Source organism: Rhodococcus sp. IEGM 1381, from assembly GCF_030056795.1.
In the GTDB taxonomy this organism is placed as follows: Bacteria; Actinomycetota; Actinomycetes; order Mycobacteriales; family Mycobacteriaceae; genus Rhodococcoides.
Window position 1 is genome coordinate 1,629,921 of the sequence record NZ_JASHKQ010000001.1, and the last position, 20,050, is coordinate 1,649,970.

The following is a 20,050-nucleotide window of genomic DNA, read 5'->3' on the forward strand; positions in this document are numbered from 1 at the left end:
GATCCTCGGATGCGGCGTTGGATTGCGTTGTGCGCGGGCGGGATACACAGCAGGCATGCCCGAAGGCGACACCGTGTTTGCGCTGGCCGCGAGGCTACGTCGAGCCTTGGACGGTGCCACCTTACGGGCCGGCAGATTGAACGTGCCGGCACATGCGGTGGAGAATCTGGCCGGGCGAACCGTCGTCGCGCATCGAACCCACGGGAAGCACCTGTTCACCGATTTCGATGACGGCACAACGCTGCATACACATCTGCGGATGAGCGGTTCGTGGACGGTGGTGCGGGCCGGTCGATCGATTCCGCAGCGTGTGCGTCCGGACGTTCGCGTGCAGTTGGCTGTGGCCGACGGGCCCACTGCCTACGGAATTCTGTTGCCGGTGGTCGACTACGGTTTCACCCCCGAGATGAATGCGCTGGTCGCGCATCTGGGTCCGGATCCGCTGCAGCCGATGTTCGATACCGACACAGCGGTGGCCAACGTGGTCGCCCAGATGGATCGCCCGATCATCGCGACTCTGCTCGATCAGAGGGTGATAGCAGGGCCCGGCAATTTATGGGCGAACGAACTGTGTTTCCTTCGCGGACTCTGGCCCTGGACTCGGTCGAATGACGTGGATGCGAAGAAGTTGGTCGCGCTGCTCGAGCGGGCGATGCGCCATTCGGTGGCCATTCCGGGAGCAATGCAGGTCACTACCGGCGACGTACGACGAGGACGCTCGCACTGGGTCGCTGGACGAGCAGGCAAGCCGTGTTTGCGGTGTGGGACGCTCGTTCGGGTGGCCGCGGAGGTTCCCGGTGACCCCGATCGGCGTCGAACATGGTGGTGTCCGAGGTGCCAACCGGAGCATTAGCGACGAGCGGTCGATCGCTGTTGGCTCAACGACGTAACCGCCCGCGGGTATCGCGTATTGCCTGCCGATACCACCGACAGGCTTCCTCGTGGGCGACGGATCGAAACCTGGGGTGCGTCAGAAGGTCGAGTTGGTCGGGTGATCGGTCTCGACCAAATCGCGAGCCACCCTGTGCAACGGCAGGTTCTGTTGTTGCGACAGCTTCGCCAGCAGCTCGAACGCCTGCACCGCGTCGAGATCGTAGCGCTCCATGATCATCCCTTTGGCCTGGCCGATGATGTCGCGACTGGCCAAGCCCGTGCGGAACTGTTCGTTGTCGCGGGCACTGAGCATCGCGATCGCGGCGTGGGCGGCGAGCGCCTCACCGATCTCGACGGCATCGACGTCGAAGGCCCCGGGTTCGTCGCTGTAGAAGACCAATGCGCCGAGGTCATCGGCATTGCTGTAGAGCTGGAATGCGGCCAGGGACTTGAACCCTTCGCCGACGGCAAGGACGGCGAATTCCGGCCATCGCGGTTCGGACGTGAGGTCGTCCGACACGACGACGTCGAAATGACGGACCTCGGTGGGAATCGGGCCCTCGTCGAGCTCGTACTGGAGTCGACACAACTCCTCGGCGACAGGGTCGGTGGACGCCACGACGGTTCGCTCACCCTTGCTCACGGTCGTGACGCAACCGACCGTTGCTCCTGGGATGAGTCGAATCGCAGTGCGCAGAATTTCACTGATCGTCTCGGGCATCGAACGACGGGTATCGCGCAGAGACCGCGCGAACTCGGCCAGTGACGATGCATGGGACGTACTGGCAGGGTGCCTATAGGTCGACTGTTGCGACATTCACACTGTCCTCTCGCACGGGACTTCTGCTGTCGTTCGCCGCAGAGATCCATGAACATGCGCCGTCTGCTGGACGCCCTGCCGGCCGCTACAGCCGGTTATGTGCACTTTATACGCGTAGATCGCAGAGGGGACCGTCGATCGTGCGATCGACGGTCCCCTCTGCGGAAAGACTTACTTGAAGGTGTCCTTGATGTTCTCGCCGACCTTCTTCACGCCTGCCGAACCCTGATCCTTCTTGCCCTCGGCCTCGAGGTCCTTGTTGTTCGTGGCGTCGCCCACAACTTCCTTGGCCTTGCCGATGGCGTCTTCTGCCGCGTTCTTGGCCTTGTCGATGAAGCTCATGTGAGTTCCTTTCCTCGTCCTGGGTTTGTACTGGTTACTTAGTCGAGGGCCGCCGTCCGAAGCGCACGTGTGCATGGTGAGATCTAGGTCACACATACCGCCGACGTTTCCACCACGTCGGCTGTGGATACATTCGACCGATGATGGTCGCCAAAGTGGACAGTTATCAGCGCAAACACCCGTCGGCGGGTTTCCCGCTGGCAGTGCTGTACAAGTTTCTCGACGACCGAGGCGGCTATCTCGCAGCTCTGATCGCGTACTACTCGTTCCTCTCGCTGTTTCCACTACTGCTGCTGTTCACGACGGTGCTGGGGATCGTGCTGGCCGGCGACCCGGAACTGCAGACCCGAATCATCGATTCGGCGATGAGCCAAATCCCCGTGCTCGGTGACCAACTCGGTCAGCCCGATCGCCTGAGCGGCGGAACCACCGCCATCGTCATCGGCGTCGTCGGGTCGTTGTACGGCGGACTCGGAGTTTCTCTGGCTGCCCAGTACGCGATGAACACCGCGTGGTCGGTGCCCCGAAACGAGCAACCTGATCCGATCAAGGGACGCCTGCGCGGGCTGCTGCTCCTGAGCACCGTCGGCACGGCAATCATCGGGTTGACCGTTGTCAACGGAGTCGCGTCCTCGGGTGTGTTCGGGTTCGCGGGCGGTGCGTTGGCGCTGATCGGTGCGGTGATCGTCAACGTCGTGGTCTTCACGGCAGCGTTTCGCATCGGAACCGCCCGTGCACTGAGTGTTCGCGAGGTGCTGCCCGGTGCGGCGATCGCCGCCGTGATTTGGCAGGCGCTCCAATCCTTCGGCGGAATCTACATTCGCTACGTCGTCGGCAACGCCAGCGCCGCCAACGGAATCTTCGCAATCGTCCTCGGTCTACTGGGCTTCCTGTACGTCGCATCGGTGCTGATCGTGCTGTGCATCGAAGTCAATGCCGTGCGAGTCGATCACCTGCACCCCCGAGCGCTGCTCACGCCGTTCACCGACAACGTCGAACTCACCGAAGGGGACAAGAACTCCTACACCGGCCAGGCAGAAGCGCAGCGTAACAAGGGATTCCAGGACATCACGGTCACCTACGACGAGCCGGACTCGGTTGCGGGTGAGGACTCGTCGAGCACGCGAGGCGACTGAGCGGCGGATGGCAAACGCGCGCGCGTTTGCGAGAACTGGTGCGGCCGACCCCGCGTGACCCCCGTCACGAACCGGTCAGCCGGTCGGTCAGAAAAGATTTCGAGTTTGTTTCGCGAAAGCGCATGCGCAAGCGCTTGTATGCGCCTTAAGCTCCTGCAATCGAGCGACGCGACCGCGTGGCTAGGGGACAAGGGAGTCCACATGTTCAATCACCGTCGGAAGTCTGCGCTGACGATCGGGACCGTGCTCATGGCCGGTTCGCTCGTCTTCGGCCTGACCGCCTGCAGCAGCTCGGACTCGGACAGCGTCAAGGTCGGGCTCATCACCAAGACGGATTCCAATCCGTACTTCGTGAAGTTGCGCGAAGCAGCACAGGCGAAGGCGGATTCCAGTGGTGCCGAGTTGGTTGCTCTGGCCGGTGCATTCGACGGTGACAACGAAGGACAGGTCGCAGCCATCGAGAACCTGGTGGGACAGGGTGTCAAGGGAATCCTGATCACCCCGAACTCCTCGACCGGAGTGCTCGACGCGATCAAGAAGGCACGTGACGCCGGCGTCGTCGTCATCGCCCTCGATACCGCGACCGATCCCGAGGACGCGGTGGACGCCACGTTCGCGACCGACAACAAGGCTGCAGGCGTCAGCCAGGGCGAATGGGTCAAGGGCACGCTCGGAACCACTGCGCCCCAGGTCATCATGCTCGACGGCACCGCGGGCGGCACCGTGGACACATTCCGTCACGACGGCTTTCTCGAAGGAATGGGCCTGACCGACAGCTCGTCGGAGATCGTCGGCCAGGAGAACACCAACGGCGATCAGACCAAGGCGCAGACCGCGATGGAGAACCTGCTGCAGCGTGCACCGGGCGTCAACGCGCTCTACACGATCAACGAGCCCGCCGCGGCGGGTGCGTACCAGGCAATTCAGTCTGCCGGCCGCGCCGATCAGATCACCATCGGTTCCATCGACGGCAGCTGCACCGGCATCGCGAACGTCAAGTCCGGCATCATCGGCGCAACGGTGCTGCAGTTCCCGGCGAAGATGGCCGAGCAGGGCGTCGACGCGGTCGTGAAGTTCGCCCAGGACGGCACCAAGCCCAGCGGATTCAACGACACCGGCTCGCAGCTCGTCACCGACAAGCCGGTAGCCGGAATCGATTCTCAGGACACCGCATGGGGCGAAGCGAATTGCTGGGGCTGATCGCGAAACACCGGCGAACACAGGGATTTGATTCGTGAGTACCGATACCGCTGCGCCTCCCAAGGCACCGAGCCGGTTCAACGTGGGGACCATCCTGCGTGAACCGCTGCTGGGGCCACTGGCCGCGCTCGTCATTGCCATCATCGTGTTCAGCTCGATTTCGAGCTCGTTCCTCAACCCGCAGAACGTCTCTCTGATTCTGCAGCAGTCCGTGGTCGTCGGCATTCTCGCCGTCGGCCAGACCCTGATCATCCTCACGTCCGGTATCGATCTGTCGATCGGCGCGGTCGCGGTGATGGGCACCATCGTGATGGCACAGTCGGCCGGGGCGAACGGACCGGTCGTAGCGTTGGGTTCGACGCTCGCCGTGTGCGTTGCGTTCGGCGCGATCAACGGCGGATTGGTGACTGTACTGAGACTGCCGCCGTTCATCGTCACGCTCGGCACGTTCACGGCAATCCAAGCGGCCACCAGACTGCTGGCCGGATCCGAGACCTATCAGGTTCCGAGCGGACCGCTGACACTGCTCGGCACCTCGTTCAAGATCGGTAGCTTCTCCACCACCTACGGCGTGGTGGTGATGCTGCTGGTGTACGCCGTGATGTGGTACGCCCTATCCCAAACATCCTGGGGTAGACATATTTACGCTGTCGGCGGGAGTCCGCAGGCCTCGGACCGCTCCGGCATCAAGTCCGGTCGCGTGCTGTTCTCGGTGTACATCGTCACGGGTGTCATTGCGGCGATCGCGGCATGGGCAGCGCTCGGGCGAATCCCCAACGCCGACCCGAACGCTTATCAGAACGCCAACCTCGAAACGATCACCGCGGTCGTCATCGGTGGAACCAGCCTGTTCGGTGGCCGCGGCACCGTCATCGGGACTCTCATCGGAACTCTGATAGTCGGTGTGCTGCGCAACGGGCTCACCCAGGCCGGCGTCGACAGCCTGTACCAGAACGTCGCGACCGGCATTCTCGTCATCGTCGCGGTGGCCGTCGATCAATTCGCACGTAGGAGGTCACAGTGAGTACCACCCTCGCTCTGGAAGCGCGTGGTCTGGTCAAGACCTACGGCAGCGTGACGGCCATCAACGGTGCAGATTTCGAGTTGCGGGCCGGTGAGGTGTTGGCGGTGATCGGCGACAACGGTGCCGGAAAGTCCAGTCTCATCAAAGCTTTGGCCGGAGCCGTCATTCCGGATTCGGGTGAGATCCTGATGAACGGCTCGCCGGTGTCGTTCAAGAACACCCGTGACGCACGAGCGGCCGGTATCGAGACGGTCTATCAGGACCTGGCCGTCATCCCGGCGCTCGACATCGCCTCGAACGTCTATCTGGGACGCGAGATCAAGCGTAAAGGCATCAGCGGCAGCCTCTTTCGGCGCTTGGACATGCCGAGGATGCGGGAGGAGTCGTCGAAGCATCTGCAGGATCTGAAGATCGGTATCAAGTCGGTCAATCAGGCGGTCGAGACGCTCTCCGGTGGTCAGCGTCAGGGCGTGGCGGTTGCGCGGGCAGCAGCGTTCGGACGCGGAGTGATCATCATGGACGAGCCGACGGCCGCGCTCGGCGTGCGGGAATCGGGCATGGTGATCGATCTGATCCGAACCATTCGTGACCGCGGCATTCCGGTGGTGCTCATCAGCCACGACATGCCGCACGTGTTCGAGGTTGCCGATCGGATTCATATTCACCGCCTCGGCAAGCGCGCGGGCGTCGTCGATCCGAAGAACCGCACCATGTCCGAGGTCGTCGCGCTGATGACCGGTGCGGAGGAGCCGACCGACGATGAACGCGCAGGCGTCTGAAAGGGATGCTCCGGTAGGAGTTTTCGTCGGGCTGGCGACATTGGACGTCATTCATCGGGTGTCGGCCGCTCCGGCACCGAACGAGAAGATCACGTCCAGTGTGCAGTTCGTCGCGGCGGGAGGGCCGGCCGCCAACGCGGCCGTCACCTTCTCGGCGCTCGGCGGCACGGCCGTGCTCGTCACCGCGCTCGGCGACGACCCGGTGGCCGAGCTGGTCAAAGCCGATCTGGCTGCGTTCGGCGTCCGAGTGCTCGACGCGGCCCTCGGCACCCGCAGGTCGGTGCCCATCTCGGCAGTGACGGTGATCGAATCGACCGGCGACCGGTCGGTCGTCTCGGCGGACGCGGTGCATTCCGAAGTTCCACCGCCGGAGGATCTCGAGACGGTAGTGGCCGATGCCGATGTCGTCCTCGTCGACGGGCATCACCCCCTGATCGCCTGCGCCGCCGCCGAACATGCGGCGGCGCGGGTTACCACCTTGGTCGTCGATGCCGGCCGTTGGAAGCCGGTGATGAGCGAGCTGATCCCGCATGCCACGGACATGGTGTGCTCGGCGGACTTTCGCGCCCCCGGCACCTCCGACACGGCTACCACTGCAGCGGCACTCGTCGGAGCGGGCGTGCATACCGTCGTCACCACCCATGGCAGCGAGCCCGTCGAATGGTGGACCGAGGGGTCCTCGGGCTCGGTCGATGTGGAGCCGGTGACAGCGGTGGACACAGTGGGTGCCGGAGACGCTTTCCACGGCGCGTACGCCTACTACTCGACGCAGTCGGGCTCCCTGGCCGATCGCATCGACAGGTCGGCTCGCGTTGCGGCACTGCGCTGCTCGGTGATCGGCCCCCGAGCATGGCTGCACGAACTTTCCGCTGACACACTGACCAACGACGGACTCGAAAGCGGCAACGGTGAGCACTGATCAGGACGTACAGAGAGCGACCCTCGGCGAGCTCGTGGAGCTGGCCGGGCGACTCGCGATCGCCGGAGAACGGCGCATACTCGGCCTGACCGGCGCGCCGGGAGCCGGAAAGTCCACGGTGGCTGGGCAACTAGTCGATGCGCTCGGGCCGGAGCGGGCGGTGCTGGTTCCGATGGACGGGTTCCACCTGGCCAACGAGGTGTTGATCGACCTGGGTCGGCTCGACCGCAAAGGTGCACACGACACGTTCGACGACGGTGGCTACGCGAGACTGATCGCGGCGATTCACGACCAGCGGCCCGGCGACCCCATCGTGTACGCACCGAGATTTCGGCGCGAGATCGAGGAATCCATCGGTTCGGCCATTCCGGTTCCGTCGACTGTTCCGTTGGTGGTCACCGAGGGCAACTATTTGCTGATGGAGTCCGACGCGTGGCCTGCTGCGCGGTCGATGATCGACGAGGTCTGGTTTCTGGCTCCGCACACAAGGGTTCGGCACGAGCGACTGGTAGCTCGACACGAGGCCTACGGAAAGTCGCACGAGGATGCGGAGTTCTGGGCGCTGGGCTCGGACGAACGCAACGCGGCACTGATCGGGTCGACCGCAGGCCGCGCCGATAGAATCCTGCGCCTGACGTGACGATTTCGCAGAGCGACGAGACGCGACAGCACCGGGCCGACTGAGATGCCCACGATGGACGATGTCGCCCGCATCGCAGGAGTGTCGGTGTCGACTGTCTCGCACGTTCTCAACGGCACCCGTAACGTCAACCCGACCACCCGCCAACGCGTCGACGCGGCAATTGTCGAGATCGGCTACCGCCGCAACGTCGTTGCCCGCTCGCTCGCCGCGGGCCGGACCAATACGGTAGGACTCTCGATCTCCGCATTGACCAATCCATATTTCGGAAGCCTGGTGCACGCCGTCGAGCAGCGGTTGTCCGAGGCCGGGTACGTGTTGATTCTGGGCGATTCACACGACGAGCCCACGTCGGAAAAGAGGCTGACCGGCTCGCTGCTCGACCGCCAGGTCGACGGCATGATCCTCGCGCCCGCAGCAGGATCGGAGTCGACGACCATTCCGGAGATCGTGCGGAGTGGTACCCCTCTGGTCTTGATCGACCGGATGCTCGATCTTCCGTGCGATCAAGTGGGTCCGGAGAACGACGCCTCGGCCTACGAGCTGACCGCCCACCTCCTCGATGCCGGCCATCGTCGCATCGCGATCGTCCGCGGAATCGAAGGAATCTCCTCCACGACCGAACGATTCGACGGTTATGCCCGCGCGCTTGCCGATCGAGGAGTAGACCTCGATCCTCGACTGATTCTCGACGGTAGGTCCAACGTCGAGGTGGCCGAGATGCACGTACGTGAACTGATGTCGAGCTCGAACCGGCCTTCGGCGCTGGTGTCGATGAACAACTCGATGACAATCGGCTCGCTCAAAGCCGTTCGTACCCTTGGCCTGTCGATTCCCGACGACCTTGCGTTCGTCTGCTACGACGATTTCGAGTGGTCCGATCTGTTCGAGCCTCGCCTGACGGCGGCAGCGCAGGACGTACAGACGATAGGAAGAACCGCAGCCGACCTGTTGCTGAATCGCATCGAGGGGCGGGACGACAAGCCTCGGTCGATCCGAGTGCCGACCACGTTCAACCATCGCAATTCCTGCGGCTGCGCCGCTACCTCGGCCGGGATACCGGCCGCACCCGAAAGATAGGACAGCTCATGCCCATTGCCAGTCCGGATCAGTACGCGGCCATGCTCGACCGTGCGAAGGAAGGCGGGTTCGCCTACCCGTCTATCAATGTCACCGGCTCGCAGACGCTCAACGCGGCGCTGCAGGGCTTCGCCGAGGCCGAGAGCGATGGCATCATCCAGGTGTCGGTCGGTACGGCGCTGTACCTCTCCGGCAACGCCGTGCAGAACCGCTTCGCCGGTTCCAAGGCGCTCGCTCAGTATGCCCACGAAGTGGCGCAACACTATTCGATCTCGGTTGCGCTGCACACCGATCACTGCCCCGCAGAGAATTTGGACGATTGGGTGCGGCCACTGCTGGCCGATGCCATCGACCGACGCGGACGCGGACTCGACCCGCTGTACCAATCGCACATGTGGGACGGTTCGGCGGTGCCGCTCGACGAGAATCTGCGTGTCGCCAGGGAACTACTCGATCTGTCGGTGCAGGCGAACACGATCCTCGAAATCGAAGTGGGCGTGATCGGCGGCGAAGAGGACGGCGTCTCCCACGAGATCAACGAACAGTTGTACTCGACCGTCGACGATGCTCGGGCCACGATCGCCGCGCTCGGCGCAGGGGAGCGCGGTCGATACATGACTGCCCTGACCTTCGGCAACGTGCACGGCGTCTACAACCCTGACTCGGTGCACCTACGCCCAGAAATTCTCGCCGAGATTCAGGCCGTCGTCGGAGCCGAGACCAGCAAGGACAATCCGTTCGATCTGGTGTTCCACGGTGGATCGGGATCCAGCGCAGAAGATATCGCCTCCGCGGTGGCGAGCGGGGTGATCAAGATGAACATCGACACCGACACTCAATACGCCTTCACCCGATCCATCGCAGGGCACATGTTGAGCAAGTACGACCAGGTCCTCAAGGTCGACGGCGAGTACGGCAACAAGAAGGCCTACGACCCCCGATCGTGGGGCAAGCCGGCTGAGACGGCGATGGCGGCGAGAGTGGTCGAGGCGACGCAGATGCTCGGCTCGGCGGGCCGCACGATGCGCTGAGAGAGATTTTCTCTCGAACATGTCGAATTCTGCGGACCGGTTACGTCCCAGGGTCGAATGCAGAAAGAATGGCTGCATCCGACGCTAGGAGAGATCATGGCCAAGTACCTCATGCTCAAGCATTACCGCGGAGCCCCCGAGCCTGCCGACTGGATCCCGATGGACCGGTGGACCCCGGCCGAAGTGCACGACCATATTCAGTTCATGCAAGATTTCGCCGCCGAGCTCGAGAAGACCGGCGAGTTCGTCGACGCGCAGGCTCTGGCACCCGAGGGAACGTGGGTGCGATCGGACGGGGAAGGAAAGCCCCCGGTCACCGACGGTCCTTTCGCGGAGACCAAGGACCTCATCGCAGGCTGGATGGTGATCGACGTCGAGTCCTACGATCGTGCGCTCGAGCTGGCCGGGCAGCTGTCGGCAGCGCCCGGTGCCGGTGGGAAGCCGATCGACGAGTGGCTCGAGCTGCGTCCGTTCATGGAGGCCCCTCCCACGATCGCCGACTGACGGTAGTCGGCTGAAGATCATCATGGACCCCCGAGTGCTGCGGGCACTGACGCCCGCAGTCATCGGCGTCCTCGTCCACCGCGGAGCAGATTTCGCGGCGGCCGAGGACGCTGTGCAGGAGGCACTGGTGCAGGCGACCTCGACGTGGGCACCCTCGACCGGGGCCGGTGACGCGCCGACCGACCCGAAGGGCTGGCTGGTCACCGTCGCGTGGCGAAAGTTTCTCGATGCACAGCGCTCGGAGAAGGCGCGTCGAGATCGGGAGGATCGGCTGGCGGCGCAGCCGGACCCGGAGATCGTGGGCGGCGTCGACGACACGTTGCAGTTGTTCTTCCTGTGTGCGCACCCTGCGCTGACTCCCGCCTCGGCGGTGGCGCTGACCCTGCGCGCCGTCGGCGGATTGACGACGCACCAGATCGCGCAGGCGTATCTGGTGCCGGAGAAGACCATGGCTCAGCGCATCAGCCGGGCCAAACGTGCTGTGCGCGATGTGCGATTCGACGCGCCCGGTGACCTGAAGACAGTACGACGGGTGCTGTATCTCGTGTTCAACGAGGGGTACACCGGCGACGTCGATCTTGCGGCCGAGGCGATGCGGTTGACTCGGCAGCTGGCGACACTGTCCGACGACGAGGAGACGGCGGGTCTGCTGGCCCTGATGGTGCTGCACCATGCGCGCCGTTCGGCGAGAACCGGATCCGACGGTCGGCTGATTCCGCTGGCCGATCAGGACCGAACCCGTTGGGACACAGCATCGATAGCCGAGGGGGTACGGATTCTGCAAGCGGCGCTGGCCCGAGATCGGTTGGGTGAGTTCCAGGCCCAGGCGGCAATCGCCGCCCTGCACGCCGACGCGATGCGAGTCGAGGAGACCGACTGGGTGCAGATCGTCGAGTGGTACGACGAGTTGCTCGCTCTCACCGACAGCCCTGTGGTGCAGCTCAACCGCGCAGTGGCCGTCGGGGAGGCCGACGGCCCGGCGGCCGGACTCGCGGCCCTGGCCGAGGTCGATTCCTCCGTCCCGCGGCACACTGCGGCGGCGGCGCACCTGTACGAGAAGGCGGGTGACCTGTGGCAGGCCGCCGAGTTGTACGCCCGTGCGGCCCAGCTGGCGACCTCGTTACCCGAGCGGCATCACCTGACGCTGCAGCTGGCGCGGATCCGGGCTGTGAATCCGTGACACCGGCGAGCGAGCGTACGAACCGATCGGTTTCGTAATCTGATCGTTAGCGGTAGAAAGCGGAAATCGTGCGACCCTCGTATGGTGCTGATGTTGCCAGTGGGACTGAAGAGGAAGAAGCGCACTCGATCCGCCGCGGTGGTGACGGCCGCCGTGCTGGGATCGATGCTGCTGACCGGAACGTCGGCCCAGGCCCTGCCGGGCAACTCGGGATCGGCCGACGCGGCCGCGGGAGCCGTCGGGATCCATCAGGTGTCGGCCACCCGTGCAGTGCTGAACGTGTTCTCCCCATCCATGAATCGCGTCATCTCCAACGAGATTCTGCATTCGCCGGGGGGTGGACCTGCCCCGAGCCTGATCCTGCTCAACGGCGCGCTCGGCAACGAAGACGGTGTAGGTTGGCTCAACAACTCCGGCGTCGAACAGTTCTTCCTCGACAAGAACGTCACGGTCGTAGCGCCCATCGGAGGCCGCTTCAGCTTCTATACCGATTGGCAGACACCCGATCCGGTACTGGGCAGCAACATGTGGCAGACCTACCTGACTCGCGAACTGCCTGCCGCCGTCGACGCCGCCTATGGATCCAACGGGCGACGTGGTGTGGCAGGACTGTCGATGAGCGGTGGGCCCGCACTGGATCTGGCGATCCAGGCACCGGATGTGTTCGATGCCGCCGCGTCGTTCAGTGGATGCCCGGCACCATCGAATCCGCTTGCCACCGCTGGTATCTCGGCGATGATCGCCGGCGGACTCAACAATCCGTTCAATATGTGGGGGCTGCCGGGAAGCCAGGGCTGGCGCGACCACGACCCTTCCCTCAACGTCGAACGACTGCGCGGAACCGCGGTGTACGTCAGCTCGTCCCGTGGATTTCCCGGACCGGTGGACCGGATCCCCGAGGGTGCGATTCCGCCGTTCGGTGGAATGGCGGTCGAAGCGATGGTGAACTACTGCACGTCGATCTTCGTCGACGCGCTGCGCCAGGCCGATGTGCCGGCGACGGTCTCCATGCGCGACGAGGGTGCACACACATGGCCGTTGTTCGAGGATCAGCTGCGCGAAGCCTGGTTCACCACGCTGGCACCGGCTCTGGGAACCAGGTGATTGCGCCGAGACTCTCGCGGGTACGCGTCGATGGACATCACCGACGAAGGGACCACCCGAACATGGCGAAAGACGACTTGCACAAGGGCGACAAGGTCGAATGGCAGACCCACGGAACCACGACCGAGGGAACGGTGGTGGAGAAGATCACCTCCGAGACCGAAGCCGCAGGCAGAACCGTGAAGGCCTCGAAGGACGAACCTCAATACCGGGTCGAGAGCGACAAGTCGGGCAAGGATGCAGTACACAAGCCGGAATCGCTCGACAAGAAGAACTGACGGCCGAATGGCGCTGCGCCCCGAGTCGTGGACTCGGGGCGCAGCGCACTTCTCAGGCCTGGGGTACCGATCGTTCTGCGCCCCAACTTCGTTCGATGTAGCCGCGTATCCGATCGATGTCCTCGGCGGGGATTCTCTCCGGCTCGCCGTTCTCGAGCGGATCGGTATGAAAGATGTACAAGCGCGAGGCGAACTGGTCGAACGGCAGCGAACCTTCGCCTGCGCGTTCGCCGTTGCCCGCCGTTCCCACAACGACGCCGTCTCCCCAGTCCTGCCCGCTGTCGTTGTTCGGGTTGAAGAAATAGACCCGCATGATGCCGTCGGGGTCGGTGGTCACGCGCAGTATGGTGATGGCGTGCCACCCCACATACCGTGCAGCACTGTCGGTTACGGCCACACCGGCGGGCTGCGGGTGTATCAGCGGCTGATGCCCGTTGTACTCCGGGTGATACGCCGCGTAGAACTGCCGCAGGAAGGCGTCCAGGTCGACGATGTTTCCGGTGGCCACGTCGACGTCGATGTGGAACTCGCGCGCCGACCACCAACCGTGGAACTCCGGGTTGACCCAGCGGTGCGGATCGCCGGGGCGATCGGCGCAGCGCCTGACCATCTCGGCGTAGATGCGATCGAGGTGCGGAACCAACAGCAGTGACACCGGATCGAGATCCACCGGATCCGATGTGGCGACGCCGCTTGCGCTCTCGGTCGAGGAGATCGATTGCCCCTCGAAGTGCATGACGATCTCCTCGTCACGCGCCGCCCACACCACCATCTGCAGGAGGTAGTCGGGATCGTTGTAGGCCCACATCGACAATGCTCGCGCCGACTGGCACGTCGGGTTGTCGCCCTGGCCGACGCCGAGCGGTTGCCCGAGCATCGCCAACAATCCACCCAGCAAGCGCGATTCTGGTGCCGGGACCGGACCGAACGTGGTGTTCAGCTTGTCCTGCACTGCGGGTGCGAGTTTCAGCGACATCTGCCGCCACAACGACGGCACGATCGGCGGTTGATGCAGAATTCCGCGATCGAGCAGCAGTGCCAATCCATAGAGGCACTGCGCCGTTTCGGGGTACACCGTCTCCTCGATGAGGCGATGGACCAATTCCGGGTAGCGCGTCAGACACGTGCGACCGGTATCCGACAGTCCCAATGCCTCGGGGAGAACGTACGAGTAGTGATCGACGAGGAACTGCGTCAGCGTCGCGTGGTACGGCGAGACGAGTCCGGTATCGTGCATCGCTCGCGCGAATCCGCGGGCCTCGAACTGCAGCGCCTCGACGTCCATCGCCTCGAGGCGCGACCGATACACCTCCACGCCCGGATCCTCCCGGCACGCATCGGTGGTGCCGAACAAGGCCGTGATCAACCGATCCAGTCCCTGCCCCGACGTGCCGAGGTCGACGGTCGGGTCATCGCGATAGATCGCGATGCGGGTGACCATGTCCTTGATGGTGTCCACCTGGATCGGACGCTGCCGCAAGATCCGCCAGATCTCCTCGACCAGCTCGTCGAGCACGCTGTCGTAGCCGATCTGCCCGGCCACGTACCCGAACAGATCCCGAATCAGATGTGCGGTGCGGCCCAAGCGAACTCGCTCCGACTCCGACGGCGGTGTGAACAGAACGTCGAGATTGACCGCGAGGACCTGAGAAAGGAACCGACGGGCATCCTCGGCGGTGACCGCAGCATGCTCGTACTCGCCCGCAACGATCGCGACCATCCGCAGTTCGCTGGTCGCCTCGAGCACGAAGGTGTCGTCATTGCCGCTGCGCAGGCTGGGCCCCACGAACGCCGGGACGAGAATGTCCGGCTGAGCCCAATCGGTGCCCGCGAACAGCCCGGCATTCTCGAGCATCTCGGCGCGCTCGCGAAGTGCATGACAACCACCGGGCTGCAAGAGAACTCGATGCAGCGCGTCGAGAACTCGCCGGACCTTGGTGCTCTTGCTGAACTCGGGTGCGCCGGCCAACGCCTCGGTGGCGTGGTCGAGTTGGGCAAGCCTCGAGACTAGGGCCCTGTCGACCGGAGCAGCGTCGTTCATCGTCTGCGTCGTGGGTTCGTGGTCGTTGCCGAGTTGCTGCTTCACACGTAGAAGTCCAGTTCTTCCTGATGCTTCAGCAAGTCACGCATGACGTAGGAATCGTCGCCGAAAAAGTACAGCAGTCCCCAGTGGGTGCCGAATGCTGTTCTCTTGGTCACGGTTTCCTCGACCGGCGCCGACAAGTCGTTGGTCTCGTAGTAGTCGTGCCCGGTCGTCTCCTCCGGAATTTGCAGTTGGCTGACGACACGGCGTCGTGGATAGACACCGAAACATCCGGCGACGCCGGTTGCATCGACAACCTCCTTCGGGAAGAAGGCGTCGATCTCCTCCTCGGTGGTCTTCGGGTCGAACGCCAACGCCAGGCCCTGGTAGGCGTTGAATCCGTAGGCCCGCTCGAGGAGCTCGAACACCTTGAAACCCGGTGGGCGATAAGCCACTTCACCGAAGTACATCTCGCCGTCACTGGTTACGAAGTATTCGGGGTGGATGAATCCGAACTCGATGTCGAAGGTCTTGATCAGCTTCTCGATCTGCACCGTGATCTGCTCGCGGTACTTCTCCAGTTCCGGTGTCGCAGGAACGAATACCGAGTATCCGAGCGTGACGTACTCGGAGATGTTGAGAAACTTGATCTTGCCGTTGTGAATCCACGCCTCGACAGCGAACTCCCAGCCGTCGAGGTGCGATTCCATCAGCGCCGGAAATTCCTCGTCGGGAATGGAGTCGACCTCGTCAGGGGTACGAATGACGCGGTGTCCGAGGCAGCCGGCCTTGTCGAAGGCCTTGACGTGAATCGGGTCGTTGGGATCGCCGTCGAGCTTGAGCAGCGTCTGGTTGACACGCTTGAGGAATCGAATGACGTCCTCACGGTCGTGGGCTTCTTCGAAGATGCCCACGCGAATGCCGCCGAGCTGGGCACGACGCTTCATCAAGGACTTGTCGCGCAACAGCATTGCCTGACCGAACAGGCGTGGGTTGCCGAGCAACACCGAGTTGATGGCACCCGCCCACTCGACCGTCTCCTCGTAGAGCGGGATCGCCACGTCGACACCTTTGGCCTGCAGGGTTTCGGCGATCTCGAGCGAGCGATCGTTGAGTCGCTCGAAGTTCCACGGAAGGTAGGGGATGTCGTGCTCTGTGCAGTACGCCTCGGCCCACTCGGGGGCGACGACGACGTAGCGTCGATCGAACTTGTCCAGTGCTTCCACTGCGGCCAGACTCCAGCCCAGAAGAGCTACGTAGCCTTTGTTCGGGTCTTTCTCCAGCCTGTCTGGCTGAGCCATGAAGTTCCTTCCCCTAGATGATTCATCGGTCGAGGTCCTTCGCTCCACGGTACAGAGGCAGTATCGGTCGGTCGGCACCCCCGTATGCGACTGTCGATCGGGAATGCGGCGAACCGAGGTGTTCGGTACCGGCCTCAATCGACAGAAATCCGCCGATCGTGCACGATCATGAGCAACCAGGTGCGGTTCGCGCCATCGAGGAACGAGGAGCGCGAGATGACGGTCGACAAAACCGGTGCCGAGGTCGAGATCGCCCAGCAATCGGATCGTTTCACCGTCTCGGTCGACGGCACACAGGTCGGCTTCACCGAGTTCGTGGACGACGAGGATGCGCGACGCATTTTCTTCCACACCGAGGTGGACGCGGCCTATGGCGGACGTGGTCTGGCAACGATTCTCGTGCAGCAGGCACTCGACGCCACCCGGGCGGACGCCAAGCGCATCGTGCCTATCTGCGAACTGGTTGCAGCCTTCGTGGGCAAGCACTCGGAATTCGACGACATCGTCGAGCAGCCCACCGACGAGATCCGGCAGTGGCTGGCCGACCAGCAGAGTTGAGGGCGGGAATACCGTAGGACGTCGGTAGGTTGAGCTCGATTAGTAGTTGCAGAGTCAACTACCCTGCCGAAAGGGAAGCCATGCCCGCAGTGACGGTCGACAACATCCTCACGTTGCCCCGAATCCCCATGCCCGACGCCACCGCCGTCCCCCGGCCGGTCCGGTCCGTCACGACGGCACCGACGGGGTACGAGGGGGAGGGCTTTCCGGTTCGCCGCGCGTTTGCCGGACTGGACATGTCGTCCCTGGATCCGTTCATCCACATGGATCAGATGGGTGAGGTGAACTACGCGCCCGGTGAACCGAAGGGCACGCCGTGGCATCCGCACCGTGGATTCGAGACCGTCACCTACATGATCGACGGCATCATGGAGCACAAGGACTCTCACGGTGGTGGCGGCATCATCAGCGGCGGCGACACTCAATGGATGACGGCAGGTGGGGGAATTCTGCACATCGAGGCCCCGCCGGAGCATCTGGTGATGTCCGGCGGGCTGTTCCACGGTGTTCAGCTCTGGGTCAATCTGCCGCGGGAGAACAAGATGGCGCACCCGCGCTATCAGGACATCACCGGTAGCAAGGTGGCCTTGGCGTCGAGTCCGGACGGCGGTGCGCTGGTTCGCGTCATTGCGGGCAACATCGCGGGTCTGCACGGGCCGGGTTCGACGTACACTCCGATTGCGCTCTCGCACAGCACGATCGCACCGGGTGCGGCACTGACGTTGCCGTGGGAGCGCGAATTCAATGCACTCGTCTACGTTCTCGCGGGCGAGGGCACAGTGGGTGCGGAGAAGCGTCCGATCGGGATGGGGCAGACGGCGTTGTTCGGCCGCGGCGACACGATCGAGATGTCCGCGTCAGCGGTGGGGGAGTCGCTGGAGGTGTTCGTTCTCGGTGGCAAGCCGATTCGGGAGCCCGTTGCGATGGCAGGCCCGTTCGTCATGAACACCAAGTCCGAGGTGCTGCAGGCGTTCGAGGACTACCAGGCCGGCCGGCTCGGCGTGCCCACCCGATGATCACCCCGGACGTGCGACGATCTGCTGCATGACCGACGCCGAGCCCCGTATTCGCAGAACCCGGTTGTACCGCCGGTTGGTGACCCGTGCTGACGGTCCCCTCGAGCCCGCACGGGCGGCAGCACGGCTTTCTGCCTACGTGTACGGAAATATCCTCATCCTCGCGGCGGTCGCCGCGTCCACGCCTGGCTCGATCGAACACGGAACCGCTGCGGTCTTGGTTCTGGCTACGGCAGGGACGACGTTTCTGGCGCACGTGTTCGCCGATTTCGTGGCCAGTAGTCAAATACCCGAGGCGCACGGAGATGCCACCGACGACCAACGCAAGTTCAAGGCTGTCGAAGAACTTCGCGATGCCGTCCCCATCCTGAGTTCCGGCACGGTCCCCGCGCTGTTGCTCGCCCTCGGCTGGTTGTCGGTGATTCCGGCACAGTGGTCGGAACTACTGGCCGGTGGTGTCGTCGTGGTGCGCATCGCCACGATCCAGATGGTCACGGAGCGAATTCGTGGCAACCCGTTGACTTTCCGTGCACTTCTCGGTGGGCTGGCCATCGCTACGGTTGCTGCACTCATCGTGTTGGCCAAGGTGTTTCTGGGGCACTAGCCGCGGAACTCTGCGTACAGCTCCGGTAGAAAGCCGGCGAGGTGGTTCATCTCCTGTCCGCAGTGCAGCATCAGATTTCGGGCGAGATCGAGCCCGAGTACGAGGTCGGTCGGATCCACCGACGCTCCCCGGCGGACCGCGCACGCAGCCTGCTTCACGTCCGGTACGTGCAACCCGCGCAGGTTCATGTGGAATCGGCTGCGCATCTCGGCACCACCGTCGACGGGTCTGACCTGATGGGCCAGCCAACCCAGGTCCACCGGTGCGATGGAGCTTCCCACTCGGCCGAAGACAATCGTCTGATCCGAGGGAACGTCGAAGCCGTGCGCAATAGGATCACGAAAACCGATGCCCAGTTGCTGCAGTTTCGGCCCGACGTACTCGTCCACGAACGTCGTGTTGCCGACGTACTTGGCCTTGTCGGGTATGTCGAGTGCCGTCCGATCCTCCGCAAGAGCGGCGAACAGGTGGGCATCGGGATGCCACAGCTTGTAGCGGGCGGCTTCGGTGGAATGCCATCCGAACCACCAGTCCCACATCGCCGCCGTCACCCGAGGCATCACGGTGCGGACCGCCACGAACGTCACCCCGTCGGCTCTCTGCCCGTATCCGGTCTCGACCCTGGAGTAGCCGGAGGGGGCGAGATCGGTTGTGATCGAGTCGAATCCGGGTACCGCGTCGGGTGAGAGCGGGGGGCCGGCGTAGGTATCGGTCACCACGGTCGGTGCCGGAGCCGTTCGCTCTGCCATGTAGTGGGCGTACGGCCGATCTCGATCAATGTCCCGATAACCCTGGTAACGCTCACCGCAGTCGTCTGCAGACCCCACCGTCGGTGCCGCGACCGCCCTCGACCCAGTTCCGAGGACGGTTGCGGTCACCGCTGCTGCGGCACCCAGGACGACTTGACGCCGTGTCGGTTTCCGGTTCATTTCTCCCCCATGCTCAACGTCTGTTGAGAGTAGGTCGTGGGCTCAGGGCATGTCAACGACCTGCCAGTAGACTGCCCGGTATGAGTCCTGCCACTCCCAAGGACGACGCATCCAGAGTGCGGCGGCGCGACGAGATCGCGACAGCGGCGATCGAAGTGCTGGCCACCAAAGGCTTTCGTGGGCTGACGCATCGGGCGGTGGACGAAGCAGCAGGCCTCGGCCCGGGCTCGGTGAACTATCACGCGCCCACGCGAAGTCGATTGCTGCACCTGGCGCTGGGGCAATTGTTCGCCCGGGACTTCGAGGTTGCCGGGGCTACGTTCGGCAGCCTGGTCGACGTCAAACCCCTGACTGCGGACGTTGTGGTGAGCCGAATCGTGGATTTCATCCAAGCGATGACCACGGGCGACGCAGCCAAGCGGGTGATCGCCCGGAGCATCATGCTCGGCGAAGCTCAGCACGATCGCGAGGTGCGTGAGTTGTTCGATACGCAGCGCGGCGCATTCATCACCTACGCCCAATGGATCGCCGCCTCGCTGGACTCCCAGGACCCGCAGGCGGAAGCCGAGACGCTGGTCGTGATGATCGAGGGGCTGATTCAGCGCCAAGTGCTCATCGGATCGCGCCTGCCTCGGTCGCTGGTGGAGCAGATGCTGAGAACGATCATCGGATCGTCACCGCTGATCGCGGACTAGCGGCGTACGCGGCA

The 20,050-nt window shown here is 63.8% G+C and carries 22 protein-coding genes; 17 read left to right on the forward strand and 5 right to left on the reverse strand.

Annotated features, from left to right (window positions below):
• Window positions 1-55: 55 nt before the first annotated feature.
• The gene (locus tag QM797_RS07660; RefSeq protein ID WP_283274683.1) at window positions 56-853 is read left to right on the forward strand and encodes a DNA-formamidopyrimidine glycosylase family protein; all 798 of its coding nucleotides are present in this window, start codon (window positions 56-58) and stop codon (window positions 851-853) included.
• Between the two features lie 117 nt (window positions 854-970).
• Here the strand turns inward: QM797_RS07660 and QM797_RS07665 are convergent, their stop codons facing one another.
• Both QM797_RS07665 and QM797_RS07670 read right to left on the reverse strand, forming a co-directional pair.
• Entirely contained in the window at window positions 971-1,594 is a 624-nt protein-coding gene (locus QM797_RS07665) for a GAF and ANTAR domain-containing protein (protein WP_283274684.1), read from the reverse strand.
• Between the two features lie 270 nt (window positions 1,595-1,864).
• Window positions 1,865-2,035, reverse strand: a complete 171-nt coding sequence (locus QM797_RS07670) for a CsbD family protein (RefSeq protein ID WP_027495724.1) — start codon at window positions 2,033-2,035, stop codon at window positions 1,865-1,867.
• A 140-nt stretch (window positions 2,036-2,175) separates the two neighbouring features.
• On the opposite strand from QM797_RS07670, the gene QM797_RS07675 reads away from it, so the two are divergent.
• The 12 genes from QM797_RS07675 (at window position 2,176) to QM797_RS07730 (ending at window position 12,910) form a co-directional block, all read left to right on the forward strand.
• The gene (locus tag QM797_RS07675; protein WP_502942275.1) at window positions 2,176-3,171 is read left to right on the forward strand and encodes a YihY/virulence factor BrkB family protein; all 996 of its coding nucleotides are present in this window, start codon (window positions 2,176-2,178) and stop codon (window positions 3,169-3,171) included.
• A 201-nt stretch (window positions 3,172-3,372) separates the two neighbouring features.
• Window positions 3,373-4,371 (forward strand): substrate-binding domain-containing protein, encoded by a 999-nt coding sequence (locus tag QM797_RS07680; RefSeq protein ID WP_283274685.1) that lies wholly within the window; start codon window positions 3,373-3,375, stop codon window positions 4,369-4,371.
• 34 nt (window positions 4,372-4,405) lie between these two features.
• Window positions 4,406-5,395, forward strand: a complete 990-nt coding sequence (locus tag QM797_RS07685; RefSeq protein WP_283274686.1) for an ABC transporter permease — start codon at window positions 4,406-4,408, stop codon at window positions 5,393-5,395.
• Window positions 5,392-6,174: an ATP-binding cassette domain-containing protein gene (locus tag QM797_RS07690; protein WP_283274687.1), complete on the forward strand. Its 783-nt coding sequence runs from the start codon at window positions 5,392-5,394 to the stop codon at window positions 6,172-6,174. The genes QM797_RS07685 and QM797_RS07690 overlap by 4 nt, the downstream gene beginning before the upstream one ends.
• Window positions 6,155-7,093, forward strand: a complete 939-nt coding sequence (locus QM797_RS07695) for a PfkB family carbohydrate kinase (RefSeq protein WP_283274688.1) — start codon at window positions 6,155-6,157, stop codon at window positions 7,091-7,093. The genes QM797_RS07690 and QM797_RS07695 overlap by 20 nt, the downstream gene beginning before the upstream one ends.
• Window positions 7,083-7,733 (forward strand): nucleoside/nucleotide kinase family protein, encoded by a 651-nt coding sequence (locus QM797_RS07700; protein WP_283274689.1) that lies wholly within the window; start codon window positions 7,083-7,085, stop codon window positions 7,731-7,733. Before QM797_RS07695 ends, QM797_RS07700 begins: the two co-directional genes overlap by 11 nt.
• 54 nt (window positions 7,734-7,787) lie before the next feature.
• Window positions 7,788-8,813: a LacI family DNA-binding transcriptional regulator gene (locus tag QM797_RS07705; RefSeq protein WP_283274690.1), complete on the forward strand. Its 1,026-nt coding sequence runs from the start codon at window positions 7,788-7,790 to the stop codon at window positions 8,811-8,813.
• An 8-nt stretch (window positions 8,814-8,821) separates the two neighbouring features.
• Entirely contained in the window at window positions 8,822-9,844 is a 1,023-nt protein-coding gene (gene fbaA / locus QM797_RS07710; RefSeq protein WP_283274691.1) for a class II fructose-bisphosphate aldolase, read from the forward strand.
• 96 nt (window positions 9,845-9,940) lie between these two features.
• Entirely contained in the window at window positions 9,941-10,348 is a 408-nt protein-coding gene (locus QM797_RS07715; RefSeq protein WP_283274692.1) for a YciI family protein, read from the forward strand.
• A 22-nt stretch (window positions 10,349-10,370) separates the two neighbouring features.
• Entirely contained in the window at window positions 10,371-11,528 is a 1,158-nt protein-coding gene (locus tag QM797_RS07720) for an RNA polymerase sigma factor (protein WP_283274693.1), read from the forward strand.
• A 99-nt stretch (window positions 11,529-11,627) separates the two neighbouring features.
• Window positions 11,628-12,632, forward strand: coding sequence for an alpha/beta hydrolase (locus QM797_RS07725; protein ID WP_283274694.1), 1,005 nt, complete (start codon window positions 11,628-11,630; stop codon window positions 12,630-12,632).
• 62 nt (window positions 12,633-12,694) lie between these two features.
• Complete coding sequence (locus QM797_RS07730; RefSeq protein WP_283274695.1) at window positions 12,695-12,910, forward strand: hypervirulence associated TUDOR domain-containing protein; 216 nt, start codon at window positions 12,695-12,697, stop codon at window positions 12,908-12,910.
• 52 nt (window positions 12,911-12,962) lie between these two features.
• Here the strand turns inward: QM797_RS07730 and QM797_RS07735 are convergent, their stop codons facing one another.
• Window positions 12,963-14,951, reverse strand: coding sequence for a hypothetical protein (locus QM797_RS07735; RefSeq protein ID WP_283275318.1), 1,989 nt, complete (start codon window positions 14,949-14,951; stop codon window positions 12,963-12,965).
• Window positions 14,952-14,992: 41 nt separating this feature from the next.
• On the reverse strand, window positions 14,993-16,234 hold the full coding sequence (locus tag QM797_RS07740; protein ID WP_283274696.1) for an ATP-grasp domain-containing protein: 1,242 nt from the start codon (window positions 16,232-16,234) through the stop codon (window positions 14,993-14,995).
• Between the two features lie 216 nt (window positions 16,235-16,450).
• On the opposite strand from QM797_RS07740, the gene QM797_RS07745 reads away from it, so the two are divergent.
• From QM797_RS07745 to QM797_RS07755, 3 genes are all read left to right on the forward strand, one after another.
• Window positions 16,451-16,792 carry a GNAT family N-acetyltransferase gene (locus tag QM797_RS07745; protein ID WP_283274697.1) on the forward strand — a complete coding sequence of 114 codons (342 nt, stop codon included), beginning with the start codon at window positions 16,451-16,453 and terminating at the stop codon, window positions 16,790-16,792.
• Between the two features lie 80 nt (window positions 16,793-16,872).
• Window positions 16,873-17,808 (forward strand): pirin family protein, encoded by a 936-nt coding sequence (locus QM797_RS07750; protein ID WP_283274698.1) that lies wholly within the window; start codon window positions 16,873-16,875, stop codon window positions 17,806-17,808.
• Window positions 17,809-17,836: 28 nt separating this feature from the next.
• Window positions 17,837-18,412, forward strand: a complete 576-nt coding sequence (locus tag QM797_RS07755) for a hypothetical protein (protein WP_283274699.1) — start codon at window positions 17,837-17,839, stop codon at window positions 18,410-18,412.
• Here QM797_RS07755 and QM797_RS07760 read toward each other — a convergent pair.
• Window positions 18,409-19,341, reverse strand: a complete 933-nt coding sequence (locus QM797_RS07760) for a DAPG hydrolase family protein (protein ID WP_283274701.1) — start codon at window positions 19,339-19,341, stop codon at window positions 18,409-18,411. The two genes, QM797_RS07755 and QM797_RS07760, sit on opposite strands and share 4 nt — an antisense overlap.
• 80 nt (window positions 19,342-19,421) lie before the next feature.
• Between QM797_RS07760 and QM797_RS07765 the strand changes: the two genes are divergently transcribed.
• Window positions 19,422-20,036: a TetR/AcrR family transcriptional regulator gene (locus QM797_RS07765; RefSeq protein ID WP_283274702.1), complete on the forward strand. Its 615-nt coding sequence runs from the start codon at window positions 19,422-19,424 to the stop codon at window positions 20,034-20,036.
• The last annotated feature ends 14 nt before the right edge of the window (window positions 20,037-20,050 follow it).